Consider the following 12259-nt stretch of genomic DNA (forward strand, 5'->3'; position numbering starts at 1 on the left):
CTGGTCGGCGGGGTCAGGTGTCGCGGATCCGGGGTTCGACCGGTCAGGCATCGTCGGTCCCGTCGTCGAACTGGCCGGTGGCCTCGCCGGGCTCGTCGTCGATCCCCGCGACGGCGGCTCCCGAGCGGGAGCGCTCGAGCGAGAGGCCGGTCGGGACGGCCAGCAGGAAGGCGACCAGGAACACGATCAGCAGCGCGATCGTGTAAGCCACGCCGAAGGGGCCGACGACGCCCTGCGGCGCCGCGTCGATCCGGGTGCCCTCGGTGTCGACCGCGGTCCAGAGCAGGCCGTACTGGGTGTCGCCGACGGCGGAGAACGCGGCGTTCCCGTCCAGCGACACCGCGGCGCGGGCGCTGACGGCCGAGGCCGCGTCACCGGCGTCGGTGCTGGTCGGCGGGGCGAGCACGACGAAGCGGACGCCGAGGTCCTGCAGGGCCGCGCCGATGTCGTAGCCGGTGCGCGAGACGAGGTTGCCGGCCAGCTCGTCGATGGCGTCGGTCTGCTCGGTGCCGGTCGCGGCGAGGGTCGACTGCTGGTCGAGGGTCGCTCCCGCGCCGCGCTCGAGGCGCGCGAGGATCCCGCCGTCCGACTGCGGGACGAGCACGATCGTGCCCACCCGCGGCTCGTTCTGCGCCTCGGCGGCGACGTAGGCCGGCAGCGAGCGGTCGGAGCCGGCGGTCGTCACGGTCCCGCCGCCCGTCGGGAACAGCACCGCCAGCGGAGCGACCGCCACGACGGCGGCGGCGGTCACGACCAGCGCCGGGACGACCCGGTAGGACGGCAGCGCGGCGACCGAGAGCGAGAAGCCGACGACCAGGCCGAGCCAGTACAGGCTGAGGCCCGTGCCGCTCCAGACGGCGACCGCCTCGGACCCGGTGGTCACGACCTGGATGCCCTGTGCGAGCGCCGCGGTCAGCAGGCCGGCGGCGGCCACGCCCACCCCGCCCAGGGCGGACAGGTTGTTCGGCAGCAGCAGCGCCGCGAGCGCCGAGATCACCAGGGGCAGCACGAGCACCGCGGTCGCGAGACCCGCCGCCGACGCGGGGATGCCGAGACCGCCGAGGAACCCGAGCCACCCGGTCGTGACGCCGGACGGGAAGCCGGCGAGGAGCGAGAAGAAGTCCGCCCGGGCGGAGGGCAGCGGCACACCGGGGTCGGCGAGGATCGCGAACCAGTCGCCGCGCTGGGCGTGCGCGACGATGATCGGGAAGAGCAGGGCGAGGGCCGGGATCGGCAGTCCGGCGAAGCGCCCGATCCGGCGCCCCGAGGTGGCCAGCACGACGATCCAGATCAGCGCGAGCGGCACGGCGAGCACCGGCGCACAGGCGACGACCGCCGCCGCGAGGATCGACGCGGTCGCCGAGGACGACCACGAGCGGTAGGCGCCGAAGCCGGCGAAGAAGAGCCAGGGCAGCAGGACGTGCACCAGGATCGCGGCCGGGCGGCCCTCGGACTGGGCGGCGAAGAAGGCCGGCGCGAGCAGGTAGACGAAGGCTCCGGCGCCGCGGGCGATCGGCCGCGCGGTGAGGCGGGCGATCATCATCCACGCGCCCATCGTCGCGAGCGGCAGAGCCGTGAGGTAGAGGAGGACGATCGAGAAGCTCGGCGCCCAGAAGGTGAGCGAGCCGAGCACGGCGAGCACCGCGGCGAACGGGTCCGCCGCGCCGATGAAGCCGGAGCCGAGGTCGCGCCAGCCGTACGCGGCGTTCCGCCACAGCTCGCCGACCGACGGCGAGAGGGTGAGCAGACCGCCGCCGCCCATGGCGGTGGCGGCGAGCAGGCGCGCGTAGACGATCAGCCCGGCGATCGCGGCGACCAGGACGATCCAGACTCCGCCGCCCTGGAAGAAGTGCAGCGGGTGCCGCTCGCGGCTGGCCTGCACCCGGACGGCGTCGTGCCGGACCGAGCGGAGCTGGCGGACCACGTCGAGCGGGATGCGCAGCGGCGCGATGGCCTTCCAGCCGACGTTCTTCGACGAGCGGAGGACGCGCCTGGCGTGGAAGACCTTGGTGCCGCCGAACGCGACGACGAAGGCCGCGAGCAGCTCGCCGCCGACGAGGCCGGGCTGCTTGCGTAGGAGCCGGACGGCCGCGCGGCCGACGGCGAGCGGCACGAGCGAGAGCCAGTGCACGACGAGCAGCGCCACCGGGGCGTAGGCGAGGCGGCGGTGCAGCTGCGCGGTGCGGTGCTGGCGGGCGCGGCGGCGCTCCCCGCTGTCGATCCGGCGGCCGTCGGGGCGCTGGAGGCCGATGCGCGCGGTGGTGACGCGCGCGTCGGGGACGCGGCTGACCCGGTGTCCGGCGAGGCGGGTGCGGATCGAGAAGTCGAGGGCGTCGTCGACCACGGGCAGCCCGGGGTCGAAGCCGCCCAGCTCCTCCCAGAGCGCGTGCCGCACGAGCATGCCGCCGGCGGCGACGGCGAGCACGTCGGGCGTGGCGTCGTGCTGGCCCTGGTCGAGCTCGTCCTCGACGAGGTGCACGGTGGTGCCGTAGTTGGTGATCGACTCGCCGTAGCTGCGGATGTAGCCGGAGCGGGTCCAGTCCATGACCTTCGGTCCGGCGACCGCGACGGAGGGCGCGACCTCGACCGCGCCGAGGAGTGCGGCGAGCGCACCCGGCTCAGGAGCGGAGTCGGCGGCGAGCAGCCACAGCCACTCGTCCTCCCCCGACGGCGCCTGCATGACGCGCACGGCGCGGGCGACGGCCTGGCCGAACGGGAGGTTCTCGGCGACCTGGACGAACTGGGTCGGACCCCAGCCGGAGAGGAGCTGCCCGGTCGCATCCTTCGATCCGCCGTCGACGAACACGGTCGCATCGGGCTGTCGGGTCTGGGCCCGCAGCGCCGCGAGGGTGCGTTCCAGGTAGGCCGCGCCGTTGTGGGCGACCAGGACGGCGGTTACTCGGGGATACATCGCGGACCACCCTAAGCGATGGGCGCGGGGCGCCCCGCGGCGGCTCGCCGCCTCCGGTGAGCGGCGGTCGTCACGCCCGGCGGCGCAGCTTGCGGCGCTCGCGCTCGGAGAGGCCGCCCCAGATGCCGAAGCGCTCGTCGTTCTCGAGCGCGTACTCGAGGCACTGCGCCCGGACCTCGCAGGAGGTGCAGATCTTCTTCGCGTCGCGCGTGGATCCGCCCTTCTCGGGGAAGAACGCCTCGGGGTCGGTCTGCGCGCAGAGCGAGTCGACCTGCCAGGAGAGGGCGCCGCCGGGCGCCTCGCTGCCCGAGTCGATGCCCTGGCGGACGCCGGGGACGCCGAGCCGGACGGGATCGACGAACCAGTCCTCGGGGACCGCGCTCATGCCGGAGGTCCGTTCGTCGCCCGGAGCTCTGTCGTTTCCGCGACCTCTGTCGTTTCCGAAGCCTCTGTCGCTGCCAGAGACGCTGTCGGGAATCGCCATACCGTCTCCTACCCCGCCCGCGAACATGATCGGCGACCGGCTCCTCCCGGAGGGTGGGCCGCCTCAGTAATTACACCGGTGTCATTCGCTGAGGTCAAGTCGCGGACCATAAACCCTCAACCCGCCGTGGAGGGTTCACGACACACCGGCGTGTCGCGACCGTGTCGAAGCTCCCGGCCGGCGTCAGGACCCCGCGGCGCTCCGGGCGCGCCAGGCGCTCTCCACCATCTCGGCGACGGTGTGGCGCATCTCCCAGCCGAGGTCGCGGGCCGCGGTCTCGCCCGAGGCGACGATGCGGGGCGGGTCGCCCGGGCGGCGCGGCGCGACCTCCGGGGTGAAGGCGATGCCGGTGCTGTCGGCGATCGCGGTCATGATCTCGCCGACCGAGGCGCCGGTTCCGCTGCCGAGGTTGTAGACGGGCTCGATCGGCTCGCCGGCGGCCAGGCGCTGCGCCGCCGCGACGTGCGCGAGCGCGAGATCGGCGACGTGGATGTAGTCGCGGACGCAGGTGCCGTCCGGAGTGGGGTAGTCGTCGCCGTTGATGCGCGGCGTCCGGCCGGCCAGCAGCGCCTCGAACACCAGCGGGAAGAGGTTGTGCGGGCTGGTGTCGTAGACGTCCGGGTAGCCGGAGCCGACCACGTTGAAGTAGCGGAGCGAGGCGTGGCGCACCCCGTGCGCGCGGCCGGCGTCGGCCAGCAGCCACTCGCCGATCAGCTTCGACTCGCCGTAGGGCGACTCGGGGCTCTTGGGGGTGCTCTCGGTGACGAGCTCGACGTCGACCGCGCCGTACACCGCGGCGCTGGAGGAGAAGACGATGGAGCGGACGCCGGCGCGCTCCATCGCGGCGAGCACGCGCATCGTGCCGGTGACGTTCTGCTCGTAGGTGTGCAGCGGGCGCTGCACCGAGACTCCCGCGTACTTGAAGCCGGCGACGTGCACGACGCCCTGGATGTCGTGCTGCGCGAAGACCTCGTCCAGCAGCGCCTCGTCGAGGATCGAGCCGCGGTGGAACGGCACGCCCTCGGGGACGAAGCCCTCGTGGCCGGACGACAGATCGTCGAGGACGACGGGGTCGATGCCCTGCTCGGCGAACGCGCGCACCACGTGCGCTCCGATGTACCCGGCTCCCCCGGTGACCAGCCATGCCATGTGGATCCTCCTCGATGACGGGCGCCGCGCGCGCACCGACGCAACCCTAGCGGCGGGGTGGCGCGGGCCAGGTGGCGGGATCTCGTGGTGTCGCGATATCCTGCCGCCGTGCTCCACTCCGTCGCCGTCCTCGCCCTGCCCGGGGTCGCCCCGTTCGAGTTCGGCGTGGTCTGCGAGGTGTTCGGGATCGACCGGCGCGACCACGGCGGGCCGGTGTTCGACTTCCGCATCGCGACCGCGGATCCGGGGCCGGTGCGCACCTCGCTCGGCTTCGAGCTGACGATCGCCGACGGCCTCGAGGCGGCCGAGGACGCCGACCTGATCGCCGTGCCGGCGCACCCGATCGGCCCCGCCGACGAGCGCGTGCTCGCCCTGCTGCGCCGCGCCCACGAGCGCGGGGCGTGGATCGTGAGCGTCTGCAGCGGCGCCTTCGTGCTGGCCGAGGCGGGACTGCTCGACGGGCGGCGGGCGACGACGCACTGGATGCACGCCGACGAGCTCGCCCGGCGCCACCCGGCGGTCGAGGTCGACCCGGACGTCCTGTTCGTGCAGGAGGGCCGGATCGTCACGGGCGCCGGGACCGCGGCCGGGATCGACGCGTGCCTGCACATCGTCCGCGAGGAGCTCGGCGCCGCGGCCGCGAACGTCGTCGCGCGCCGCATGGTGGTGCCGCCGCAGCGCCACGGCGGCCAGGCGCAGTTCATCCCGACGCCGATCCCGGAGGCGCGCGCGGACTCGCTCGCCGACGTCACCGAGTGGATGCTGCACCACCTCGACGAGGAGCTCAGCGTCGACCTGCTCGCCCGGCGAGCGCTGATGTCGCCGCGCACCTTCGCCCGCCGCTTCCGCGCCGACCTGGGCACCACGCCGCTGGCCTGGCTGAACCGCCAGCGGCTCCTCCGCGCCCAGCAGCTGCTGGAGGAGTCCGACCTGACCCTCGAGGCGATCGCCACCCGCGTCGGCTTCGGCACCGCTGCCGTCCTCCGCCACCACTTCGCCCGCGTGCTGCAGACGACGCCGGCGGCCTACCGCCGCACCTTCGCGTCGGCGGCCGCGGCCGCCTCCTGACCGGCGCGATCGCCGACGTCTCCCTGCTCGGAGTACACCGTGCTGCGCGCGTGCTCCGCGCGCCGAGCGGAATCATGCTGATCGAGTAGCCCGCGCAGCGGGCGTATCGAGATCCACCGCTGCAAGAACGGCGGGCTGACGGAGGTGGGTCTCGATACGCGCTGCGCGCTACTCGACCAGCATGGTGCGCCCCGCGGGCTGCTCGATCGGCAGGCAGGCCGTCAGACGGTGGCGACGAAGAGGGTGCCGCGGCCGGTGACCGAGAGGGCGCGCTCCGACGGCGTCACGTACACGCTGCCGCCGCGCTCGACCTCGACGGAGCCCTCTGCGCCGTGCACGGTGAACGCGCCGGCGGTGGCGATCGCGATGGCCGGTCCGTCGAGCTCGACGCGCACCGGCTCGTCCGAAGTCGGCTCGACGACGGCGAGCAGGAAGTCCGGCACGTCCGGCCGGTAGACCCGCAGCCCGGGCGCGGGCTCCTCGGCCGGCAGGTACGGCACCGGCAGCGGCGAGAACTCGAGCACGCTGACCAGCTCGGGCACGTCGATGTGCTTGGGCGTGAGCCCGCCGCGCAGCACGTTGTCGGAGGCGGCCATCAGCTCGACCCCGGTGCCCGCGAGATACGCGTGGATGTTGCCGGCGGGCAGGTAGAGCACCTCGCCGCGGGCGAGCCGCACGCGGTTGAGCAGCAGCGAGAGCACGACGCCCGGGTCGCCCGGGTAGGCCTCGGCGAGCGAGCGCACCGTCTCGGTCTCGAGGCGGTCGTCACCGTGCGACGCTCCCACCACCGCGGCGATCAGCGCCGCGACCTCCGCGCGGTCGCCGTCGGCGAGCAGCCAGGAGACCGCCCGGCGGAGCACGACCGTCGGCTCGCCCTCGAGCTCCGCGGCGAAGCGCGTGATCGCCGCCGCCTCCTCCCCCGCCGCGCGACCGGCCAGCTCGGCCAGCAGCGCCCGGGTGCCGTCGAGCTCGCGGAAGCCGCAGAGCGCGTCGAAGCTCTCGGTGAGCGCGTAGATCAGCTCGGGCTTGTGGAACGGGTCCTTGTAGTTGCGCTCGGCCGCGTCGCGCGGGACGCCGGCCTCGTCCTCCTCGACGAACCGGCGCTGCGCCGTCGCTGACGACGGGTGGGCCTGGAGCGAGAGCGGTGCGCCCGCCGCGAGGATCTTCAGCAGGAACGGCAGCCGCGGCGCACCGGACACGGGGTCGACCGAGCCGGCGACTCCGGCGAGCGCCGTCTCGGGCTCGCGGGCGATCCACTCGGCGAGGGTCGACGCGCCGACGGAGGCGGGGTCGAGGATGCGGGCCGGCGAGCCCGGATGCGCCCCCAGCCACAGCTCCGCCTCGGGTCGGCCGGACGGCGCGGTGCCGAGGGCGTCCGAGATGCCGGTGAGCGAGCCCCAGGCGTAGTCGCGGGGGGTGTTGCCGATCGGGATGAACACGGCGAGGGCCTTCCGTTCCGGGAGCGGTGTGCGAGACGGCACCGTCCGGATCCTGCCGGGGCGGGCCGGGCCCGACGCTAGCAGCATCTACAAGAGCGGCCCCGGAGGAGCGGCCGCCGCTTGGCGCCGATCGCCAGCGTCCGCGCCGCCCGGGCACCCCCTTCGTACGCTGGGGGGAGCCGCACCGCCGCCGCTCCTGCGGGCCGAGTCGCTGCGCGCCCGAGCGATGGAGCGATGAACCATGGACAGCACGACCTTCGAACTGCTCACCGCCGACTTCTACGGCTTCGAGTCGCGGCTCACCCCCGCCGAGAAGGAGCTCCTCGTGGGCGTCCGCGCGTTCCTCGAGGAGCAGGTCCGCCCGATCGCCGACGAGTACTGGGAGCGCGCCGAGTTCCCGCGCCAGCTCATCCCCGGGATCCATGCCACCGGTGTGATCGGCCTCTCCTGGCCCGAGACGCGGACGATCGAGAACTCGTCGGTGTTCCGCGGCTGGGTCGCCCTCGAGTTCGGCCGGGTCGACGCGAGCATCGCCACCTATGTCGGCGTGCAGAACGGCCTGGTGATGGGGACGGTCGGCGTCGCCGGCTCCGAGGAGCAGCGGGCCGAGTGGCTGCCGAAGCTCGCCTCGGGCGAGGTGATCGGCGCCTTCGGCCTGACGGAGCCGCACTCCGGCTCCGACTCCGCGCAGGGCCTGCGCACCACCGCCCGCCGCGAGGGCGACACCTGGATCCTCGACGGCGAGAAGCGCTGGATCGGCAACGCGACCTTCAGCGACGTCACCGTGATCTGGGCGAAGGACGTCGCCGACGGCCAGGTGAAGGGCTTCCTCGTCCCGACCTCGACCCCGGGCTACCGAGCCACGGCCATCGCCCGCAAGCAGAGCCTGCGCACCGTGCAGAACGCCGACATCGTGCTCGAGGGCGTCCGCGTGCCGGAGTCGCTGCGACTGCAGGGCGCGAACTCGTTCCGCGACACGGCGAAGGTCCTCCGGCTGACCCGCGCCGAGGTCGCCTGGCAGGCGATCGGCGTCGCGATCGGCGCCTACGACGCCGCCCTGCGCTATGCCCGCGAGCGCGTCCAGTTCGGCAAGCCGCTGGTCGGGCACCAGCTGGTGCAGGACCTGCTGGTGAAGAGCATCGGCAACATCACCGCGAGCATCGCCCTGGCCACCCGGGTCTCCGAGATGCTCGACGCGGGCGAGCAGCGCGACGAGCACTCCGCACTCGCGAAGGCCTACACGACGGCGCGGATGCGCGAGACGGTCGCCTGGTGCCGCGAGGTGATGGGCGGCAACGGCATCGTCCTCGACTACGGGGTCGCCCGGTTCTTCGCCGATGCCGAGGCCCTCTACTCCTACGAGGGCACCCGGGAGATGAACACGCTCATCGTCGGCCGCGCGATCACGGGCAGCGCCGCGTTCGTCTGAGGCGCAGCCCGCCCGCTCGCCGGCCGCCCGCTCCCTAGACTGTTCGCCATGATCCGACGCGCCGCGCCCGCCGCTCCCCGAGCGCTCGCGGTGGCCGTGCTCACGGTGATGCTGGGCGGCCAGGCGCTGCGGAACCTCGCGGGCTGGTGGGGCTGGGGGGTCGTCGTCGCGGCGCTGCTGGTCGGCGTCGTCGTGCTGCTGGTCCGGGTGCGGCCTCGGCTGCGCTGGAGCCGGACGCCCAAGGCGCTCGTCGCCTTCCTCGCCCTCGCCGTGCTCTCGCTGCTCTGGTCGGCGTACCCCGGGGCGAGCGCGATCGGCGTCGTCGCGCAGCTCGCCACCTCGCTCGGGGCGGTCGCCCTCGCCCTGACGCTCAGCACGGCGCAGTTCGTCACCGCCCTCGGCCGCGCGCTGCGGATCACCGTCGGAGCCTCGCTCCTGTTCGAGCTCGTCGTGGCGGTCGTCGTCCGCGCGCCCGTGCTGCCGTTCGTCATCGACCTGCCGGCCGGCCGCATCCCGGACGCCTTCTACTGGTCGCAGGCCGCGCTGTTCACCGGCGAGCCGATCCAGGGGCTCGTCGGCAACCGCAACCTGCTCGGCTTCCTCGCCCTGCTCGGCCTGATCGTCGTGCTGATCGAGCTGGCCGCGCGCAGCCTCCGTCCCCGCTGGGGCGTCGTCTGGATCGTCCTGTTCGCCGCGACGCTCCTGCTCACCCGCTCCGCCACCGTGCTGCTCTGCGTCGTCGCCGTCGCGGCGGCCGCGGCCTTCGCGCTCTGGGCGCGACGCCGTGGCGAGTCGGAGCGGCGGCCCGTCTACGTCACGGCCGCGGCGACCGCCGTCGTGCTCGCGGGCGGCGCGATCGCGGGCTGGGGCACCCTGCTCGGCCTCCTCGGCAAGAGCGAGGACGCGACCGGCCGGCTCGACATCTGGCGCTCGGTCTGGGCGCTCGCCGCCGAGCGGCCCGTCCTCGGCTGGGGCTGGGTCAGCTACTGGGCGCCCTGGGCCGCCCCGTTCGACACCCTCGCCGAGCGCAAGGGCGTCCTCTACCTGCAGGCGCACGACGCCTGGCTCGACGTCTGGTTCCAGCTCGGCATCGTCGGGCTGGTGCTCTTCACCGCCCTCGTGGTCTCGACCCTCTGGCGCGCCTGGTTCCGCGCCGTCGACCGCCCGCGCCGCAGTGCGACGACGGCGCTGCCCTACTCGGCCGTGTCCCTCGCGCCGCTGCTGCTGCTCGCCGCCCTCCTCGCGCAGGCGCTGTTCGAGAGCCGGCTCCTGATCGAGAGCGGCTGGCTCCTGCTGGCCGCCCTGGCGGTCCTGACCAAGCAGCCCGCGAACGAGGAGGAGGACGCGCTCACCGCCGAGCCGATCCCCCTCGCCGGCCAGCGCGCCGTCCGATGAGGGGCGGTCGGCCGTCGGCTCTGCCGGCCGCCCTCGCGGACGCCCTGGCGTCCCCGCAGTTCGCGGCGGCCCTCGCGCAGACCTCCCTCGTCGTCGTGCTCTGCGCGCCGGCGGTGCGCGGGATGATCGGCTGGCCCGGCTACATCGCGGCGATCGCGACGCTCACCGCCCTCGCGGCCGTCATGCTCGTGCTGCGGCGCGAGCTGCTCGACTGGGAGGGGCTCCTGCCGACCAGCATCCTGGTCTTCCTCGGCTGGATCGCCCTCAGCACGCTCTGGAGCGGCTACCAGTGGGCCACCGCCTCGAGCGTGCTCTACCAGCTCGCCCTCGCCTTCCTCGCGATCGCGATCGGCCTCACCCGCGACATCATCCAGGTGATCCGCGCGGTCGGCGACGTGATGCGGTTCGTGCTGATCGGCTCGCTGGCCGTCGAGGTGCTCTCCGGCGCCCTGATCGACCGGCCGCTGCGCTTCCTCGGCGTCGAGGGCCTCCTGGCCGTCGGCGGCCCGATCCAGGGGCTGGTCGGCACCCGCAACCAGCTGGGGCTGGTCTGCCTGCTGGCGGTCGTCACCTTCTCGGTCGAGCTGATGACCCGGTCCGTGGCGCGCGGCCCGGCCCTCGCCTCGCTCGCGCTCGCCGTGGTCACCCTGGTGCTCACCCGCTCGGCGGTCAGCGCCGGCGTGCTCGTCGTCGCCGCGGTCGTCGCGCTGATCCTGCGCTGGGTGCGCCGCGCCACCGGCGAGCAGCGGCGGCGGCGGCAGTACACGACGCTCGCGGTGCTCGTGGCGTCCGCGCTCACCGCAGGGCTCTTCCGCTTCCGGATCGTCGACCTGCTCAACGCGGGCAGCGAGTTCGAGTTCCGGGTCACCCTCTGGCAGCAGGTCTGGCGCTTCACCGACCTGGCGCCGATCATCGGCTGGGGCTGGGTGGGCTACTGGCGCACCGACCTCTACCCGTTCAACGCGATCGACTTCCTCTCCGGCCGGCCGCACTCCTCCAGCCTGAACGCGGTGTTCGACCTGGCGCTGCAGGTGGGCGTCGTCGGGGTCGCCCTCTTCCTCGTGCTGGTCGGCCTCGCGCTCTGGCGCTCGTGGCTCATCGCCTCCGAGCGGAAGGCGGTCGTGCACGTCTGGCCGGTGCTGGTGCTCAGCGTCCTCGTCGTCACCTCGCTCGCCGAGAGCTCGCTCCTCGTCGACGCCGGCTGGCTGCTGCTGGTGATCTGCGCGATGCGCGCCGCGCAGGGGCTCAGCTGGCGGCGGCTCCTGCACCCCGGCGACCGGCCCGGCGGGCTGCCGCGACAGCCCTCAGCACCGCCAGGTGCTCCTCCCGGCAGCGCTCCCAGCTGAACCGGGCCGCGCGCTCGACGCCCTTCGCGCCGAGCTCGGCGGAGCGCTCGATCGCCTCGAGGATCCCGTCCGCGATCGAGCGCGGCGCGAGCGGATCGACGAGCACCGCGGCGTCGCCGCAGATCTCGGGCAGCGAGCCGGAGTCGGCGGCCGCGACCGGGCAGCCGGAGGCCATCGCCTCGATCGGCGGGAAGCCGAAGCCCTCGTAGAGGCTCGGGAAGGCGAGGACGGCGGCGCGCCGGTAGATCTCCGCCAGCTCCTCGGTGCCCACGTGCCCGCGCCACTCGACGAAGTCGGGCAGCGGGCCGAGCTTCTCCAGGTCGCCTCCGGTGAGCACCAGCCGCAGGTCGTGGCCCTCGGCACGGAGCAGGCGCATCGCCTCGAACAGCCGCGCGTGGTTCTTGTGCGGCCAGGCGCGCGCCGGGTAGAAGACGAAGTCCTCGCGCGCGCCCAGGTGCGGGCGGAAGCGCTCGGTGTCCACGCCGAGGTGGGACACGTGGATCCGCTCCTCCGGGATGCCGAGCAGCTCGACGATCCTCCCCTTGGTGAAGGCGCTGATGGTGATGATCGCGTCGGCCCGGCGCGCGGTCGCCTCGTAGGCGATCCGCCGGAAGACGCGCTCGACGCGCGGGAAGAGCTGCGGGAGATCGCGGTGCTGGAGGTCGAAGACCATCTGCACGTGCCCCTGCCGGCGCGACGGCCAGGGCAGCGGGACGGTGAAGGGGAAGTAGAGGATCTCGTCCGGCCCGAGCAGGCGCCGGAGCCGGAGAGTGCGCGCGAACGCTTGGAGCATCCCCGTCGCCCGGCGCCGGTGGCCGGCGCCGCTGACGACGCCCTCGGCCACGATCTCGGGCACGCCCTCGCTGAAGCCCCGCGCGTTCTCCGGCACGAGCGCCTGCACGCGCAGCCCCTCCTCCCCCGGCCGCGTCACGAGCAACCGGGTCAGCGCGCGGGCGTAGGTCTCGCCGCCGCCCATTCCGCCGGGATCGACGGTGAGCACGGCGAGCGTGACGGCGAGGCGTTCCGGCATGGCGTCCG

General features: G+C 74.1%; 9 protein-coding genes. 4 read left to right on the plus strand and 5 right to left on the minus strand.

Annotation, left to right across the window (positions count from 1 at the left end; translation table 11 throughout):
• Positions 1-43 precede the first annotated feature (43 nt).
• The 3 genes from EDF43_RS05010 to galE form a co-directional block, all read right to left on the minus strand.
• Complete coding sequence (locus EDF43_RS05010; protein WP_132435846.1) at positions 44-2911, minus strand: glycosyltransferase family 2 protein; 2868 nt, start codon at positions 2909-2911, stop codon at positions 44-46.
• Between the two features lie 70 nt (positions 2912-2981).
• Positions 2982-3296 (minus strand): WhiB family transcriptional regulator, encoded by a 315-nt coding sequence (locus EDF43_RS05015; RefSeq protein ID WP_123444423.1) that lies wholly within the window; start codon positions 3294-3296, stop codon positions 2982-2984.
• 282 nt (positions 3297-3578) lie between these two features.
• A complete protein-coding gene (galE, locus tag EDF43_RS05020; RefSeq protein WP_132435847.1) occupies positions 3579-4544 on the minus strand; it encodes a UDP-glucose 4-epimerase GalE in 966 nt (321 codons plus the stop codon).
• 108 nt (positions 4545-4652) lie between these two features.
• Between galE and EDF43_RS05025 the strand changes: the two genes are divergently transcribed.
• The gene (locus EDF43_RS05025; protein WP_132435848.1) at positions 4653-5612 is read left to right on the plus strand and encodes a helix-turn-helix domain-containing protein; all 960 of its coding nucleotides are present in this window, start codon (positions 4653-4655) and stop codon (positions 5610-5612) included.
• A 221-nt stretch (positions 5613-5833) separates the two neighbouring features.
• On the opposite strand, the gene manA is transcribed toward EDF43_RS05025, so the two are convergent.
• On the minus strand, positions 5834-7093 hold the full coding sequence (gene manA / locus EDF43_RS05030) for a mannose-6-phosphate isomerase, class I (RefSeq protein WP_243582408.1): 1260 nt from the start codon (positions 7091-7093) through the stop codon (positions 5834-5836).
• A 199-nt stretch (positions 7094-7292) separates the two neighbouring features.
• On the opposite strand from manA, the gene EDF43_RS05035 reads away from it, so the two are divergent.
• Genes EDF43_RS05035 through EDF43_RS05045 form a run of 3 tightly spaced genes read left to right on the plus strand, consistent with a single transcriptional unit; the run spans position 7293 to position 11221 of the window.
• Positions 7293-8480 carry an acyl-CoA dehydrogenase family protein gene (locus tag EDF43_RS05035; RefSeq protein WP_127886096.1) on the plus strand — a complete coding sequence of 396 codons (1188 nt, stop codon included), beginning with the start codon at positions 7293-7295 and terminating at the stop codon, positions 8478-8480.
• 48 nt (positions 8481-8528) lie between these two features.
• The gene (locus EDF43_RS05040; protein ID WP_132435849.1) at positions 8529-9875 is read left to right on the plus strand and encodes an O-antigen ligase family protein; all 1347 of its coding nucleotides are present in this window, start codon (positions 8529-8531) and stop codon (positions 9873-9875) included.
• Positions 9872-11221: an O-antigen ligase family protein gene (locus EDF43_RS05045; RefSeq protein ID WP_132435850.1), complete on the plus strand. Its 1350-nt coding sequence runs from the start codon at positions 9872-9874 to the stop codon at positions 11219-11221. The genes EDF43_RS05040 and EDF43_RS05045 overlap by 4 nt, the downstream gene beginning before the upstream one ends.
• Here the strand turns inward: EDF43_RS05045 and EDF43_RS05050 are convergent.
• Positions 11121-12251, minus strand: coding sequence for a glycosyltransferase family 1 protein (locus EDF43_RS05050; protein ID WP_132435851.1), 1131 nt, complete (start codon positions 12249-12251; stop codon positions 11121-11123). The genes EDF43_RS05045 and EDF43_RS05050 overlap by 101 nt on opposite strands.
• Positions 12252-12259 lie beyond the last annotated feature (8 nt).

Source organism: Rathayibacter sp. PhB179 (genome assembly GCF_004345345.1).
GTDB classification, from domain to species: domain Bacteria; phylum Actinomycetota; class Actinomycetes; order Actinomycetales; family Microbacteriaceae; genus Rathayibacter; species Rathayibacter festucae.

Bases quoted from the DNA above. Each gene is read 5' to 3' on its own strand.
- EDF43_RS05045 (WP_132435850.1), top strand. From the start codon at position 9,872: ATGAGGGGCGGTCGGCCGTCGGCTCTGCCGGCCGCCCTCGCGGACGCC.
- EDF43_RS05050 (WP_132435851.1), bottom strand. From the start codon at position 12,251: ATGCCGGAACGCCTCGCCGTCACGCTCGCCGTGCTCACCGTCGATCCC.
- EDF43_RS05010 (WP_132435846.1), bottom strand. From the start codon at position 2,911: ATGTATCCCCGAGTAACCGCCGTCCTGGTCGCCCACAACGGCGCGGCC.
- EDF43_RS05040 (WP_132435849.1), top strand. From the start codon at position 8,529: ATGATCCGACGCGCCGCGCCCGCCGCTCCCCGAGCGCTCGCGGTGGCC.
- EDF43_RS05035 (WP_127886096.1), top strand. From the start codon at position 7,293: ATGGACAGCACGACCTTCGAACTGCTCACCGCCGACTTCTACGGCTTC.
- galE (WP_132435847.1), bottom strand. From the start codon at position 4,544: ATGGCATGGCTGGTCACCGGGGGAGCCGGGTACATCGGAGCGCACGTG.
- EDF43_RS05015 (WP_123444423.1), bottom strand. From the start codon at position 3,296: ATGAGCGCGGTCCCCGAGGACTGGTTCGTCGATCCCGTCCGGCTCGGC.